Genomic DNA, 15,298 nt, shown 5'->3' on the forward strand with positions numbered 1-15,298 from the left:
TGATTCTGGTTCATGAGATTTGAAATTCAGTTTTTATAGTCCGTTGGATGACAGGTTCATGGGCTGAGGTTTGCTCCCTGTACCGCAATTCAAACAGTTAACATAAAAATTATTGCATCAAATGATGACGCATCACGCCCAAATGTTATAGATTAAATCAATATCATCAAAGAGTTGGTTGCACATGCTACGCAACTTGCCCAGTGCTTACATGCGTAAGTGTAATGACAAAATTCAATCTTGTTCATATCTGGAGAAACCATGCCTATCGCCAATACTATCAGCATTGAAGAATCCGGCGGGGTCAGCTTTTTACTGATCGACAACCCGCTGTGCAGCGCAAAAATCAGCCTGTACGGTGGCCACTTGCTGTCATACGTTCCCAAAAGCGATGGCCGCGAGCGACTCTGGCTGAGCCCTATGGCCTACTTAAATGGTGAACGCCCGATCCGTGGAGGCGTTCCGGTGTGCTGGCCCTGGTTCAGTGATAACCACGGCAAGCAAAAGGGAGAACTACCCTCTCACGGCTATTTGCGCACCCAAACCTGGAAAGTAACCGAATCTGATGAATCGGAAAAAGGTACGCGCGTGGTTTTGTCTCCAACATTCACCCGCGGCACCGGCTTTGAGTACGACTGCTCAGTGCAACTTGAATTTGTATTGGGGGACGTTTGTTCGATTACTTTGCGTACTTCAAACACCGGAGTTGTGGCGTTTACGTTTAATTGTGCGCTGCACACCTATTTCAATGTTCCAAACATTGATAAGGCTTCACTTCTGGGCCTGACCGGTGATTACAAAGATAAAACCGACAACTGGGCAGTAAAACCCACACCGTCCCCGTATCGATTCTCTGGTGAAACGGACCGTATTCACCTAAGCCCGTGCCCGCGGGTTTCCATTCTGGATAACGACGAGTTCCTGACTGATGTTGAATCCAGGGGCCATGACTCCATTGTAGTCTGGAACCCGTGGCATGGCGCTGCCAGTATTGGCGATATGGATGCCTTTGGATACAAGCATATGGTCTGCGTGGAAACGGCGTATACCGGGGGTAAGGAACTGCAGCCAGGCGAAACTCACAGCCTGACCCAAATCATTGGCTAAGGCGTGCAAAACAGGGGGCAGCTCATTGATAATGCCCACCCGCTGTTTTGCAGTCGTACTGTGCCGCTTACCGATTTATCGCCTGAGAATTGATCATCTTGCTCACGTCTGATACCTGCGCTGAAAAACTCGCTTGCGTAGGCGGAAACTGCTCGAAACTTTTTACGAACTGAGCAATTTGGGCTCCCGCTGGGCCAAGTGTCCAGGAACGATTCTCGGCCCATTCATCATAGCCACGGGCATGGATAAATCGCTCAAACGGGTCCAGCTTTAAATTGATGATGAACGGAGTTGTCATAGGTTGCTGGGTTGCCCGAAACCACTCATGCTGATCAATAAACAGGAACTTCCAGTCGCCGTAACGCATACCGTGAAAGGTAGTCTCAGTAAAATAGTAGAACTCTTTGCGACTGGATGCGCCCTGATTCAATAACAGCTCACTTTGGTCATAGCCGTCCAGGTGGGCTTTCTGGTTTTTGCCCGCGATTTTTTTGCCATCCAGCAAATCTTGCTTAATGGTTTTGTCCCCTACCCATGACATGAGGGTGGGCACCCAGTCTTCCATAGTCATGAATTCGCCTGTGTGGGTACCGGGCGCAATTTTGCCAGGCCATTTCACCAGCATAGGTACTCTGAAGCCCCCTTCCCAGCCCCCTACGCCTTTTTCACCGTGAAATGGCTGATTGCCACCGTCGGGCCAAGAATTGGAAGCCGCGCCGTTATCGGTTGAAAACATCACAATGGTATTGTCTGCCACACCCAATTCGTCTAACAGGTTAAGCAGCTCACCAACATCGTCATCCAGTTCCATCATACCGTCAGCGTATAAACCGTAGCCGCTCTTACCCTCATATTCTTTGGTCAGATTAGTGCGATAATGCATTCGGGTAGTATTGTGCCAAACGAAGAATGGCTCATCCGCCTGGGCTGCCTCGGCAATAAAGCGTTTAGATTGTTGCAGCACATCCTGGTCAAGTGTGCGCTGGCGCTCCCTTCCCCAGCTGCCGAGATCCTTTATTTCCTGCTTTCCATCGGATAACGCTTTGGAATGAATGACGCCCCGCATCGTTAGATTGAAGCTTTGCTGAGTTTCTTCATCCTTCGGGTAATCATATTGTTCCGCATACTCACCAGCATTGAGGTGATACAGAATACCGTAAAACTCATCAAACCCATGGTTGGTTGGCAGGTGCTCGTCCCGGTCACCGAGGTGATTCTTACCGAACTGACCAGTGGCATAGCCATGATCCTTGAGCATCTCCGCCAGCGTCGGCACGTTTTCCTGCAAGCCCTGTTCGGCACCGGGCAACCCCACCGTACTCAGACCAATACGAATCGGGTACTGACCAGTTATGAATGCCGCGCGACCAGCAGTACAGGATGCTTGCGCATAGTGGTCCATAAAGATCATGCCCTCATTAGCAATGCGGTCGATGTTCGGCGTACTTCCTCCCATCATGCCGCGATGATAGGCGCTGATGTTCCACATCCCTACATCGTCTCCCCAGATGACCAGAATATTGGGTTTGTCTGCGGCATGTGCCGTTGCGGTCAACCACCAACTGCACAACAGCAGGAAGGAAAGGCGAACAATTAACTGCATCAGGGTTATTTGTGACTGGTGGGTTTGCATAAGGAAGCGCTGTGGCGGGAACCTAGAATTACCTTAGTCCAAAAACACCGATATGCAACTTACTAAATGGCTTGAAAGAATTGGCAACGAACCCGTTTAACACCACAATTTGATCAATAGATTACCCGGCGCAGCAACAAAAAAGCCAGTCAGAATTGTCTGACTGGCTTTTGCAGGAATGGCTCTGGAGTCACAAAAGGATGAGTTTAGCTGCTCGCTCCTGCAACCGCTTCTTTCGCCAGCTGAGTAATTTTGTCCCAGTCGCCAGCTGCGATGGCGTCATCCGGAGCTACCCACGAACCACCCACGCATTTCACGTTTGGCAACGCGAGGTAATCTTTGTAGTTTGCCGGGCCAATGCCGCCAGTTGGGCAAAAAACCACATCCGGGAAAGGACCGCCGATAGATTTAAGCGCTTTGATCCCGCCGGAAGCCTCGGCCGGGAAAAATTTCATGTATTGATAACCGGCATCTTTACCTTTCATCAGGTCGGAAATAGAAGAAATTCCCGGGATCAAAGGAATATCACACTCAATACCCGCTTCCAGCAATTCTTTGGTCATACCCGGGCTGATAGCAAACTTTGCTCCGGCCTCGGCCACTTCCTTGAGTTGCTGTGCGTTTGTCACAGTACCTGCGCCAATCAGGGCATCAGGCAATTGTTCTGCGATAGTTTTAATGACATCGAGGGCCACTGGCGTACGCAAAGTCACTTCCAGTACTTTAATGCCTCCTGCCATCAATGCTTTCGCCAAAGGCACTGCTTTATCCAAATCGTGGATAACCAGTACTGGAACGACGGGTCCGGCAGCAAATACTTCAGCCGGAGATATTTTCCAATTCGTAGTCATGGTTTCAACTCGCAGTATGTTGTTGTAAATACGCTGACGCACCAAGTAAGCCGTGATCTGGCTCTGCGATCAGGTATGTGGGTATATCTTTGACGTAGTGCTTCATCTGCCCTTTCGCCTCAAAGCGGGCTCTGAAATCACTTTCGCGGATATAATCGGTAAACCGGGTGGCAATGCCACCACCAATAAATACGCCACCGGTAGTGGCCATATTAAGTGCCAGATTACCTGCAAAGCTGCCCATAATCCGACAAAACTGGGTCAGGGCAGCAGCGCAAATGTCACAACTGCCATCCAGCGCTTTTTCAGTAATCTGTGCTGGCTCAGTGAAACGCGCAGGCTGTTCATGGTGCCCCGCCAGCGCCGTGTAAATGTTCACGATACCGCGCCCGGACATAACCTCTTCAGCTGAGGCCCTGCCGAACGTCTTGTATAAATGACGCCAGATAACCACGTCGGTTTCGTCGACGGGAGCAAAGTCCACATGACCACCTTCACCGTCCAGCGTTTGCCATCCGGTTGACGTCATTGTGATATGTTCTACCCCAAGGCCAGTCCCGGGGCCAAACACTGCAATATTGCCACCGCTGACTGCAGTGCCTTCACCAATCTGAATGACCTGGTCACCGGACAACACCGGCAAAGAATGGGCAACTGCGGTAAAGTCGTTGATCACAAACAACGCATCCAGTTTGAGTTGCTGTTTTAACGCGGTTTGCGAAAACGCCCAGCTGTGGTTGGTCATAGCAACCTGATCACCCAATACCGGACAGGCTATTGCGATACACCCCTGGGTAAACTTGTGCTCCGGATGTTCTGAAAAATACTGCGAAATTGCCAGGTCGATGCTGGCAAATTCCTGACAGAGGTATTTTTGAATGTCCGTCACCCCAGACTCGGTAACCCGGGCAACACGAATGTTCGTGCCGCCAACATCTGCTACAAACCGAGCGCTCATAACGGTTGCTCCTGCGATACAAACAGCGAGCAAGCACCTTCTTCTGCACCACTCAGTGTTGAACGTACACCTGCAAACAGTTCACGGCCCATTCCCTGTTGATGTTTATCAACATTTCCCGGCCTGATTTCCCGCCCTGCCAGTGTTTCTTCATCAACACACAGCGTAAGTTCACCGGTAGCAGTGTTCAATTCGATAATGTCACCGCTCTCAACCTTGCTGAGCAGACCACCATGGTAAGCCTCGGGGGTTACGTGGATTGCTGCCGGAACCTTACCGGAGGCGCCGGACATTCGCCCGTCGGTTACCAGTGCCACCTTATAGCCACGATCCTGCAGTACACCAAGAGGTGGGGTTAAACGGTGCAGTTCCGGCATGCCGATGGCTGATGGGCCCTGATAACGCACCACTACCACACAGTCCTTGTCCAGATCGCCGGCTTTGAAAGCTGCATCAAGCTCATACTGGTCTTCAAATACCACAGCAGGTGCCTTGATATGAAAATGAGGATTGCGCAATGCGGAGGTTTTTATTACTGAACGCCCCAGATTTCCGGTCAGAACGGTCAGACCACCGTCTGGCTTAAAGGGCGCTTTGACAGACGCTACCACTTCCTTGTCGAACGATTCAGTGGGGCCATCCCGCCAAATCAGTTCGCCATCCTGCAAAACAGGCTCTTTGGTGTACTGCTCCAATCCTTCACCACAAATGGTTTTAACATCGTTATGCAGCAGGCCAGCATCCAACAGTTCCCTGAAGAGCAGAGCCATCCCCCCGGCAGCGGTAAAATGGTTTATATCTGCAGAACCGTTTGGATAAATTCGGGTGAGCAGTGGCACAGCATTGGAAATATCCGAGAAATCATCCCAGTTAATGATGTAACCAGCTGCACGGGCCACTGCAATCAGGTGCATGGTATGGTTGGTTGAACCACCGGTTGCCAGCAGTGCAACCAGCCCATTCACCAGCGCCTTGGCATCCACAATGTGCCCGATGGGCGTATAGTTGTCACCAAGGTCCGTCAGGCGAGTAGCCTGAACAGCGGCCGCTTTGGTGAGGGCGTCACGTAATGGCGTGCCCGGATTAACGAACGACGACCCCGGCAAATGCAAGCCCATCATCTCAACTATCAGCTGATTTGAGTTGGCAGTACCGTAAAATGTACAGGTACCGGCGGAATGATAAGACTGGGATTCAGCCTCAAGCAGTTCCTCACGCCCGGCTTTCCCCTCAGCGTAAGCCTGACGTACCCGTGCCTTTTCTTTATTCGGCAAGCCTGACGGCATTGGCCCAGCGGGGACAAATACTGTTGGCAGGTGCCCGAACGCAAGCGCGCCCATCAAAAGGCCTGGGACAATCTTGTCACAGATCCCAAGCATCAGAGTGGCATCGAACATATTGTGTGAAAGCGAAACCGCCGCTGACTGGGCGATGATGTCGCGGCTCATCAGGCTGAGTTCCATCCCCGGGTTACCCTGAGTAACACCGTCACACATTGCCGGAACGCCGCCGGCAAACTGTGCCACACTGCCAACCGAATTAATGGCTTCCTTGATTATTGCCGGATAGCTTTCATAAGGCTGGTGGGCAGAAAGCATATCGTTGTATGAGGACACTATCGCCACGTTGGCCTTGGTCATACTGCGTAAGTCGGCTTTCTCACTCGCTCCACAGGCGGCAAAACCGTGAGCAAGGTTTCCACACGACAGCACTCCCCGGTGTGGCCCTTGTTCCCTGGCCTGCTCAATTTTGTCCAGGTACGCCTGGCGGGTAGCCCGGCTACGCTCGATAATCCGCTGAGTAACCTCAGCAATCTGTGAATTCATAATTAACTCCTAAGGCGCCCACATTAAGGTAACAGGTGCGCGGTTTACCACCGCAGTAATGGGCTTTTGCACTTCGGTTGCACCAGACAGCGCATCGGTTAACACGTCCTTTTTACTCTCGCCGGTCAGGTGCAGAAAAATATTTCGGCTGTTCAGCAAAGCCGGCAAGGTCAAAGAGATGCGCTGATGGGGAGCCGTTGTTGGCTGTACAGCAATGCAGACCCGGCCACTGTCCATATCCAGACCGGCTTCGACCTGTTCTGAGCAGGGAAACAAAGATGCAGTGTGGCCATCTTCACCCATTCCGAGAATCAGGGCATCAAAAGGCTGAGCCAAATTCGCAACCCGCGATTCAGCCTCACCAATGCCGTCTTTGGCATCGCTGTGGTCGGTTTTCAGGGTAACAAAATTGGCAACTGACGCCTTATTCTGAATCAGGTTTTCTCTAACCAAACGGGTGTTGCTGGCATCATCGGCCTCATCGACCCAACGCTCATCTGCCAGCGTTACATCTACCTTATCCCACTCCAGGTCTGCGTTACTCAAAGTCTGAAACAACGCGAGGGGCGTTCGGCCCCCACTCACTACCAAACTGGCGCGACCGCGTTTGGCGATACCATCAGACAAAATGGAGACCAACTGCGCGGCAAATGCTTCAGTAAGTGCCTGAGGGCTTTCAAAAGACTGTGTTGTCAGTGCCATGTTACTTTTTACCTGATTTTGTCAGTTTACTTTCATACCAGCTGCGATTTTCTCTGGCCAGCAGACCGATCGATTCAACCGGGCCCCAGGTTCCGGCCTGATATGGCTCGGGTGGCTCATTGGTATTTTTCCAGGCCTCCAGAATGGAGTCTACCCAGGTCCAGGCCTGCTCGATTTCATCACGACGCACAAACAGCGCCTGATTGCCTAACATTACTTCCAACAACAGTTTTTCATACGCATCAGGAATGCGTTCATCCGAAAACGCTTCCGAGAAGCTCAGGTTAAGCTTGGATTTCTGCAAATCCATTGAACCGGAACTGGTCAGCCCTGGCACCTTGTTCATTACCGTGATCTCTACCCCTTCATCGGGCTGCAGACGGATAACCAATTTGTTCGGTGGCAGATTTTTGAAGCTTTCGCCGAACAGGTTGTGCGGTTGGCGCTTGAAGTAAATAACAACCTCACTGACCTTGGTGGGCATGCGCTTACCGGTGCGCAAGTAAAACGGAACCCCGGCCCAGCGCCAGTTGTCAATTTCCGCTTTTATCGCTACAAAAGTTTCAGTCTGGCTTTGCGTATTGGCACCATCTTCTTCGAGGTACCCGGGTACTTCCTCACCTTTGACAAAGCCGGCTGTGTACTGCCCGCGGACCGTACTCTCGTTTACATTGGTTGAATTTATCGGACGCAACGCCTTGAGCACTTTCAGTTTTTCGTTACGAATATTGCTTGCTTCCAGCGTTGCAGGCGGTTCCATAGCCACCAGAGACAAAATCTGCAACAGGTGATTTTGAACCATATCCCGCATCTGGCCGGCATCATCAAAGTAGCCCCACCGCCCTTCAATCCCTACGGACTCCGCAACACTGATCTGTACGTGATCGATACAGTTGTGGTCCCAGTTGGTAGTGAAAATTGAATTGGCAAAACGCAGTGCAATCAGGTTAAGTACCGTTTCCTTACCCAGGTAATGATCGATACGGTAAATCTGCGATTCCTTAAAGAATTCAGCAACCTGATCGTTGATGACCATGGAAGATTCGAGATCGTGACCAATCGGTTTTTCCAGAACAAGGCGTACACTGCTGTCAATGATGTTACAACTGTGCAGGCCACGACAGATGTCACCGTAAATGGCCGGTGGCGTTGCCAGATAGCACACCATTGTTCTTTCCGCATCGACGTGCTCTTCCAGCGACTTGTAGCTGTCCATTTCCTTCATATCAACGCAGGCGTAGTCAAGGCGGGCCTGCATGCGTGCCCAGGTTTCTTCGCAAAGCGACTCTGAGCTGAATTTCTTGATATTAACCTTTGCTTCTTCAACAAATGCTTCAACCGACATTTCCTGCCGGGCTACACCGATGATTTTGGTGTCCGGATGGATAAGCTCAGCTTTTTCCAGCTGGTAAAGAGACGGCAGCAACTTGCGCCGAGAGAGATCCCCCAGTGCGCCAAACAGCACAAAATCACAGGGTTCAAAGGAATTATCCATTACCATATTGTTGACCTTTTAAATAATAAAACCGGTAACAGCAGACGACATCCCAATTTTTGTTTCAGGGAACGTGTCTGTTATTAGCATTAAGTTAACACTAATTGTAGTAAAATTACAACTTAACCATGAAATGCCATTTTCAGCGATAATTCATGCCCTTCTTGAGGGCATTTTCAGGTCCATTTGTCAAAAAATTACATTTTTCTTGTTACTTAGGTCACTTTGAGTACTATAGTGAGAGAAAGAGGCTCAAACATTATTCAACCAAGCGCTATATCTGTATGAATATTCTTGAAAAGATCACTCAAAACAAAGCGGCCTTCAGTAAGTCTGAGCGCAAAGTAGCAGAAATCATTCTGGCCAATCCTCAGACTGCTATTCATTCGAGTATAGCAACCCTGGCTAAAATGTCTGACGTCAGTGAGCCCACCGTTAATCGCTTCTGCCGGCGTCTGGATACCAAGGGATTCCCTGATTTCAAATTGCACCTTGCGCAAAGTCTGGCCAATGGTACACCCTATGTGAACCGTCACGTAGATGAAAATGACGGCCCGCAGGAATACACCAACAAAATATTTGAATCCACCATGGCCTCACTGGAAGTCGCCAGGCAATCGGTAGACGTAAACACAGTAAACCGGGTTGTCGATTTGCTCACCCAGGCACAGAAAATTTCCTTTTTTGGCCTCGGGGCATCAGCATCTGTGGCACACGATGCCCTGAATAAATTTTTTCGGTTTAATGTTCCTGTCGTTTATTTCGAAGACATTCTCATGCAGCGCATGAGTTGCATGAACTGTGACGAAGGCGATGTGGTTGTGCTGTTTTCTCACACTGGCCGCACCAAGAGCCTGGTCGAAATTGCTCAGATAGCCCGAATGAACGACGCGACCGTGGTAGGAATTACCTCAGGCGACAGCCCGCTGGCTCAGGAATGTACCTATGTATTGTCGCTTGAAGTACCTGAAGACACTGACATGTACATGCCAATGGCTTCCCGTATTGCTCAGTTGACCATGATTGACGTACTGGCGACAGGCTTCACGCTAAGACGGGGCAACAAATTTCGCGAGAACCTCAAGCGCGTTAAAGATACGCTGCGTGGATCCCGTTACGAAAAGAAATCTGATTAAAATCAGATTTAAAACCCATAGCCGCGTTGAAGCGGCTTTTTTACGCCTGCCCAGCCTTTGTTTTGAGTCTATACTGGTATGGTGAGTTAACTAATTGTTGGCTGGCATTCACATTTCTAATAAATTCGACTACAATTCTGTAATTAAATTACGTAACGCAATTTCAGCAGCTGTATTTCTCAGCCGGCGATTCCAGGGGTGTATACCCGGAACCTGTACTAACGACACCGAGATAGCGACTCAATCCTATGACTAGAAGAACCAAAATCCTCGCCACTTTAGGCCCCGCCACCGATTCCCTTGAAATGATTCAGGCCATTATTGAGGCCGGTGCCAACGTGGTTCGTATGAATTTCTCTCACGGCCAGGCTGAAGACCATATTGAGCGTGCCCAACGAGTGCGCCAGGCGGCCAAAAATCTGGGTAAGTACGTAGCCATTCTGGGTGATTTGCAAGGCCCTAAAATTCGTGTTGCACGATTCAAGGAAGGTTCGGTGAAGCTTAAGGTGGGTGCCGCGTTCACCCTTGACGCCGAAATGGCCAGGGACGACGGCACGGAAACGGCGGTTGGTATTGACTACAAGGCCCTGCCCGACGACGTTAGTAGTGGTGATATTCTGCTGTTGGATGACGGCCGTATTCAGCTGCAGGTTACTTCAGTTGAAGGCCGTAAAGTTCACACCACTGTAACTGTGGGTGGCAAACTTTCTAATAACAAGGGCATCAATCGCCAGGGCGGCGGGTTGTCGGCAGAAGCACTGACCGAAAAGGACAAGGAAGACATCAAGACTGCGGCCAAAATAGGTGTAGACTACCTTGCTGTTTCGTTCCCACGGTGCGGTGCTGATCTGAACTACGCTCGCGAGTTAGCCCAGGCAGCCGGTTGTCATGCAAAAATTTGCGCCAAGGTTGAACGTGCAGAAGCAGTTGCCACCCCGGAAGCGATCGACGACATCATCAGCGCCTCTGACGCCGTAATGGTAGCCCGTGGCGATTTAGGTGTTGAGATTGGCGACGCAGAACTGGTAGGTGTTCAGAAGAAGCTTATTTCTCGCTCCCGCCAGCTTAACCGTGTGGTGATTACAGCGACCCAAATGATGGAATCCATGATCACCAGCCCCATGCCTACCCGCGCAGAAGTTATGGATGTTGCCAACGCCGTGCTGGATGGTACCGATGCAGTAATGCTGTCTGCAGAAACCGCAGCAGGTGATTATCCGGTTGAAACCGTAAAAGCAATGGCCAGGGTTTGTGAAGGTGCCGAGACCCACCCTAGCATAAAGATATCCAAGCACCGCATGGACGACATTTTTTCATCTGTCAGTGAGTCTATTGCGCTGTCAGCAGTTTATGCTGCAAACCATTTACCCAGTATCCGCGCGATTGTTGGGCTGACGGAAAGTGGTAACACCCCCAAACTTATGTCTCGCATTACCACTTCGCTGCCAATTATTGCCATGTCCAGACACGAAGAAACGCTCAATAGCATGGCCTTATTTCGCGGTGTTAAACCGGTCTTTTTTGATTCCCGTAACAGTGAACCAGGCCAGCTTAAAACTGACGTAATGGACGTTTTAAAAGAGCATGGACTGGTCAAACCGGGCGACTGCGTCATCCTCACCTATGGTGATGAAATGGAAAAAGTCGGCTCGACCAACGCAATGAAAATTGTGAAAGTAGACTAACTAAGCCTGGGCTGCTTTGGCCTGACAAGGTTTTAAGAAATCAGCCGGAGTGATACTCCGGCTTTTTTATTGTTAATCTTCGAAAACCGAGCGCCAGTTTGCAAAATACATCCCTGCGTCAACGGGAGGTTTTGCAGGCGCCTCTGTTACCGCAGTTCCGAGATAAAGGTATCCGACTATTTCGTCCTGAGGCTGTAATCCCAATCCAGTTTTTACTGTATCGCAATGCGCGTAATCTCCGGTTCTCCAAATACCTTGGAAACCCTGCGCAAATGCGGCCATCTGCATAGCCATAACCGCGCAGGAAGCCGACGCGACCTGTTCCACCCATGGCACCTTCGCATGCTCTGTATAGCGTGCAATCGCTACAATAACCATGGGGGCGCGCATCGGGAGTTGGGCTGCCCGCTCAACTTCCTTTGCCGATTTATCATTAGCAACCGCAGATTGCTCAAAAAGGCTGCCTAGCCTGTGCCGCCCCATCCCTTCACATACGACGAATCGCCATGGCTTCAAACCGGCATGATCCGGTACTCTCAGAGCTGCCTGCATAATGTTTTCCAAACAACTACCTGAGGGAGCCGGCTCGGTCAACCGCGGCTGGGAATGCCGATTTAAAAGTAATGTCAGTGCGTCCACTTAAAACTCCTTACACTCAGGCAATAGACTCCACTAGCATGCCAGATACGGAAAACATCGTATAGCTTCTCAATGCAGATTACTGCTGGCCCTACGTAGCCAGTAATCTGCACTGACATATCGGCCGCCTCCGTAGGCCAATAAAACCAATAGCATGACAAGATAGGTGATAGCAAATTCCATCCCATTGTTAAGGATCACCAACTTTCCGCTGGAGGTTAACCAGTCATAGTGCCCATATTCCTGCAGTAAAGAATTAGCCCGTTGAAGTTTCTCGGCCGACGTGACGACGGACTCATCGTAAAGCAACACTCCGTTTGCCAGCCAACTTTGGGGGTCAGCAATCGCAAGCCAGCCATTCTCCCAATGCACCATCACAGCCGCTACCAGCATCGTGAAAATTAGAGGAATGCTGCTCAGGCGGGTGAATAACCCCAACAAGAGAAAGATACCTCCCAACAGTTCCGCGCCAATTGCCAAGGTTACCTGCAGGGCGGGCATCGGCAATCCAAGCCCCCACTCCACATTGCCGAACCAGGTAACCACCTGCTCAAAATTTACAACCTTGTTCCAACCTGCCTGCAGCATAACAGGAGCCAGATACAGCCTTAGCATCAATAACGGCACGCCATCCAGTTTCTGCAATCGTTGCTGTAATGCGGGTAATATTGGGCCACTCATGAGTTAATTCCTGTCAACAATGTTGTAAGTAGAAGTTGTAAGTATAAAGAACCGCTTGGCATCAAAAATCTTTCATTCAGAGTTACGTTTTCCTGCTTTGCCACCTGCAACGCACGACGCCGGCCCCACACCGCAGTTAACGATTACAAAAGTTTACAATTTTCACTCGCGATCCTGGGTAATTTCGATAACATAACGGAGTAAACAACAACGAGGTATCTAGCAAATATGGCAGTCAACGGAAGCTGGACCAAATCACTTTTTGTGGGCCTATGGACGGTCTTGAATTTTTGTAGAAAACTGTTTTTCAATCTGATTTTCATCTTCCTGGTAGTGGTGATCATCATAGCAGTTAGCGGTGGTGAGGAACCCCATTCTGTCAATCCTGACAGCGCTCTGTATCTCAACCTCAAAGGTAATCTGGTCATAGAAAAGGAATCGGTGGATCCTTTTGAGCAGTTTATGCAGGAAGCCCTGGGGGAAGAGCCGGATAACCCGGAAGTATTAGTCAGAGACGTGGTAAAAGCACTGGAAAATGCTAAGCAGGACAAACGCATTAAGGCACTCGTTCTTGACTTGCAAGGGTTAACCGGCGGCGGTCTCGACAAACTGCGTGAAATTGCCCGGGCGATAGATGATTTCAAAACCTCGGAAAAGCCAGTCTATGCACTGGGCGATTTTTACAGCCAGAATCAGTACTACCTCGCTGCCCACGCCGATCATCTGTACCTCAATCCAATGGGAGCCCTGCTTTTGGAAGGCTACGGACGGTACGGGCTCTATTTTAAAAATCTGCTGGAAAAGCTTAAAATTTCGACCCACATATTCAGGGTCGGGACATACAAATCTGCCGTCGAACCTTTTATGCGCAACGACATGTCCGACGCAGCGCGAGAGGCAAATCGCGAGTGGCTTGACACCTACTGGTCCCAGTACAAAGCGGATGTCGCCAGCGCGAGAAATCTCGACCCCACCAATTTTGACGAAAAACTCGACGTACTGGTTGAAAAATTTGGCGCCGTGGGCGGTGACTTTGCCCAGTATGCGCTCAAGAACAATTGGGTAGATGCACTGAAAACCCGTGAAGAAGTGCGCACTGAACTGGTCGCATTGGTCGGTACAGACGAAAAAGGTACCGGCATCAATTACACCACGCTGGACACCTATCTGAAAGTCATTAACCCGCCCTTGCCACACATTGAGACCAATGCTGACAAAGTTGCTATTGTAGTCGCCAAAGGAACAATTCTGAATGGTGAGCAAAAAGCAGGTGCCATTGGTGGCGACAGCACGGCAAGGTTACTGCGCAAGGCCCGTTTGGACGACAAGGTGAAAGCGGTTGTTCTTCAGGTTGATTCGCCGGGAGGAAGCGCGTTTGCTTCCGAGGTGATCCGTCAGGAAATTCTGGAACTTAAGGCTGTCGGCAAACCGGTGGTTGTCTCAATGAGCACTTACGCCGCGTCCGGTGGTTACTGGATTTCCGCCAGCGCCGACAGGATTTATGCATCTCCCAGCACTATTACAGGTTCAATAGGAGTGTTCGGGCTGTTTATGACCTACGAAAAATCTCTTGATTACATCGGCGTTAATACCGACGGTGTAGGATCAACAGAACTCGCTGGTTTGTCTCCTTTACGTCCGCTGGACCCAAGAGTAGGTCAAATACTGCAAACCAGCGTCGAACACAGTTACCAGCAATTCCTTGACCTGGTGTCCAGCAATCGGGGGTTGAGTGTTGAAGACGTCGACAAAATTGCACAAGGCCGGGTTTGGATAGGAGAAACGGCCAAGCAATTGGGCCTGGTAGATGAGTTGGGGGAATTGGATGATGCCATCGCCTCGGCAGCTGAATTTGCCGGGTTGGAGCATTACGAAACCTTCTATGTTGAGCGTACTTTATCTCCACAGGAACTGTTCTGGAAAGAGTTTTTCGGCCAGGCCTTCGTGCAGGCAGCTAAAATGCAGTTCTCTGACTCAAACAGCGCACTCATGGACATGGTCAAACAGGTAATTTCGAAATTTGACTGGTATCAGCAACTCAATGATCCAAGAGGGGTTTATGTGTTGTGCCTGCAGTGTCAGGCCGGATAATTGGTGTCACTCACCACAGCTGACAAAAACAGGGTGATACAAGCAATTGATGACTTGTATCACCTCGCCCGACAGTATTTTAATCGTGAATTTCCCCGCCCAGCCGTAACTTTCAGACGCTCCGGTAAAAATGCGGGGACCGCGTTTCTGCAGCAAAACCGGATTAATTTTCATCCCACTTTACTCCAGGAAAATCTGCAAGCGTACTTCAACGAAGTGATCCCGCATGAGGTCAGCCACCTTCTGGCCTATCAATTGTATGGACGGGTAAAACCCCATGGGGCTGAATGGAAATATCTGATGCTGAATGTGTTTAATGTACCGCCCCAGACGACACACAATTTTGATCTTTCCAGCCTGGAACTTAAAAGCTTTCATTACTCCTGTAACTGCGGCGTGTTGAGCCTGGGCGTCCGGCGCCACAACAACATATTACGCGGGCAGCAATACAAATGTCGCCGTTGTCAGGCCGTTCTGACACAAGTTTAACACTT

Annotated in this window: 13 protein-coding genes; 5 read left to right on the top strand and 8 right to left on the bottom strand. The window is 50.1% G+C overall.

Going from position 1 to position 15,298, the window contains the following annotated elements; genetic code table 11:
- Positions 1-261 precede the first annotated feature (261 nt).
- Positions 262-1,107 (top strand): D-hexose-6-phosphate mutarotase, encoded by an 846-nt coding sequence (locus DXV75_RS08745; protein ID WP_115593022.1) that lies wholly within the window; start codon positions 262-264, stop codon positions 1,105-1,107.
- Positions 1,108-1,174: 67 nt separating this feature from the next.
- Here DXV75_RS08745 and DXV75_RS08750 read toward each other — a convergent pair whose 3' ends face one another.
- From DXV75_RS08750 to zwf, 6 genes are all read right to left on the bottom strand, one after another.
- The gene (locus DXV75_RS08750; RefSeq protein ID WP_245953154.1) at positions 1,175-2,740 is read right to left on the bottom strand and encodes an arylsulfatase; all 1,566 of its coding nucleotides are present in this window, start codon (positions 2,738-2,740) and stop codon (positions 1,175-1,177) included.
- Positions 2,741-2,946: 206 nt separating this feature from the next.
- Positions 2,947-3,591, bottom strand: coding sequence for a bifunctional 4-hydroxy-2-oxoglutarate aldolase/2-dehydro-3-deoxy-phosphogluconate aldolase (locus DXV75_RS08755; RefSeq protein ID WP_115593076.1), 645 nt, complete (start codon positions 3,589-3,591; stop codon positions 2,947-2,949).
- Positions 3,592-3,595: 4 nt separating this feature from the next.
- Positions 3,596-4,549, bottom strand: coding sequence for a glucokinase (locus DXV75_RS08760; RefSeq protein ID WP_115593023.1), 954 nt, complete (start codon positions 4,547-4,549; stop codon positions 3,596-3,598).
- Entirely contained in the window at positions 4,546-6,375 is a 1,830-nt protein-coding gene (edd, locus tag DXV75_RS08765; protein WP_115593024.1) for a phosphogluconate dehydratase, read from the bottom strand. The genes DXV75_RS08760 and edd overlap by 4 nt, the downstream gene beginning before the upstream one ends.
- A gap of 9 nt (positions 6,376-6,384) precedes the next feature.
- The gene (pgl, locus tag DXV75_RS08770) at positions 6,385-7,077 is read right to left on the bottom strand and encodes a 6-phosphogluconolactonase (protein ID WP_115593025.1); all 693 of its coding nucleotides are present in this window, start codon (positions 7,075-7,077) and stop codon (positions 6,385-6,387) included.
- A gap of 1 nt (position 7,078) precedes the next feature.
- Positions 7,079-8,578, bottom strand: a complete 1,500-nt coding sequence (gene zwf / locus DXV75_RS08775; RefSeq protein WP_115593026.1) for a glucose-6-phosphate dehydrogenase — start codon at positions 8,576-8,578, stop codon at positions 7,079-7,081.
- Between the two features lie 278 nt (positions 8,579-8,856).
- Here zwf and DXV75_RS08780 point away from each other — a divergent pair, with 278 nt between their 5' ends.
- Positions 8,857-9,708, top strand: coding sequence for a MurR/RpiR family transcriptional regulator (locus DXV75_RS08780; RefSeq protein ID WP_115593027.1), 852 nt, complete (start codon positions 8,857-8,859; stop codon positions 9,706-9,708).
- 248 nt (positions 9,709-9,956) lie between these two features.
- Positions 9,957-11,393, top strand: coding sequence for a pyruvate kinase (gene pyk / locus DXV75_RS08785; protein ID WP_115593028.1), 1,437 nt, complete (start codon positions 9,957-9,959; stop codon positions 11,391-11,393).
- 72 nt (positions 11,394-11,465) lie between these two features.
- On the opposite strand, the gene DXV75_RS08790 is transcribed toward pyk, so the two are convergent.
- Together DXV75_RS08790 and DXV75_RS08795 are read right to left on the bottom strand one after the other, a co-directional pair.
- The gene (locus tag DXV75_RS08790) at positions 11,466-12,032 is read right to left on the bottom strand and encodes an NAD(P)H nitroreductase (RefSeq protein ID WP_115593029.1); all 567 of its coding nucleotides are present in this window, start codon (positions 12,030-12,032) and stop codon (positions 11,466-11,468) included.
- Positions 12,033-12,101: 69 nt separating this feature from the next.
- Positions 12,102-12,713 (bottom strand): HvfX family Cu-binding RiPP maturation protein, encoded by a 612-nt coding sequence (locus tag DXV75_RS08795; RefSeq protein WP_115593030.1) that lies wholly within the window; start codon positions 12,711-12,713, stop codon positions 12,102-12,104.
- Between the two features lie 228 nt (positions 12,714-12,941).
- Between DXV75_RS08795 and sppA the strand changes: the two genes are divergently transcribed.
- Positions 12,942-14,804 (top strand): signal peptide peptidase SppA, encoded by a 1,863-nt coding sequence (gene sppA / locus DXV75_RS08800; protein WP_115593031.1) that lies wholly within the window; start codon positions 12,942-12,944, stop codon positions 14,802-14,804.
- A 3-nt stretch (positions 14,805-14,807) separates the two neighbouring features.
- Entirely contained in the window at positions 14,808-15,293 is a 486-nt protein-coding gene (locus DXV75_RS08805; RefSeq protein ID WP_115593077.1) for a SprT family zinc-dependent metalloprotease, read from the top strand.
- The last annotated feature ends 5 nt before the right edge of the window (positions 15,294-15,298 follow it).

Origin of the sequence: Alteromonas aestuariivivens, assembly GCF_003367475.1 — a bacterium.
Taxonomy (GTDB): Bacteria; Pseudomonadota; Gammaproteobacteria; order Enterobacterales; family Alteromonadaceae; genus Alteromonas; species Alteromonas aestuariivivens.

Coding starts and splice junctions, on each gene's coding strand:
- pyk (WP_115593028.1), top strand. CDS start 9,957: ATGACTAGAAGAACCAAAATCCTCGCCACTTTAGGCCCCGCCACCGAT.
- DXV75_RS08745 (WP_115593022.1), top strand. CDS start 262: ATGCCTATCGCCAATACTATCAGCATTGAAGAATCCGGCGGGGTCAGC.
- DXV75_RS08780 (WP_115593027.1), top strand. CDS start 8,857: ATGAATATTCTTGAAAAGATCACTCAAAACAAAGCGGCCTTCAGTAAG.
- sppA (WP_115593031.1), top strand. CDS start 12,942: ATGGCAGTCAACGGAAGCTGGACCAAATCACTTTTTGTGGGCCTATGG.
- pgl (WP_115593025.1), bottom strand. CDS start 7,077: ATGGCACTGACAACACAGTCTTTTGAAAGCCCTCAGGCACTTACTGAA.
- zwf (WP_115593026.1), bottom strand. CDS start 8,578: ATGGTAATGGATAATTCCTTTGAACCCTGTGATTTTGTGCTGTTTGGC.
- DXV75_RS08795 (WP_115593030.1), bottom strand. CDS start 12,713: ATGAGTGGCCCAATATTACCCGCATTACAGCAACGATTGCAGAAACTG.
- DXV75_RS08750 (WP_245953154.1), bottom strand. CDS start 2,740: ATGCAAACCCACCAGTCACAAATAACCCTGATGCAGTTAATTGTTCGC.
- edd (WP_115593024.1), bottom strand. CDS start 6,375: ATGAATTCACAGATTGCTGAGGTTACTCAGCGGATTATCGAGCGTAGC.
- DXV75_RS08760 (WP_115593023.1), bottom strand. CDS start 4,549: ATGAGCGCTCGGTTTGTAGCAGATGTTGGCGGCACGAACATTCGTGTT.
- DXV75_RS08755 (WP_115593076.1), bottom strand. CDS start 3,591: ATGACTACGAATTGGAAAATATCTCCGGCTGAAGTATTTGCTGCCGGA.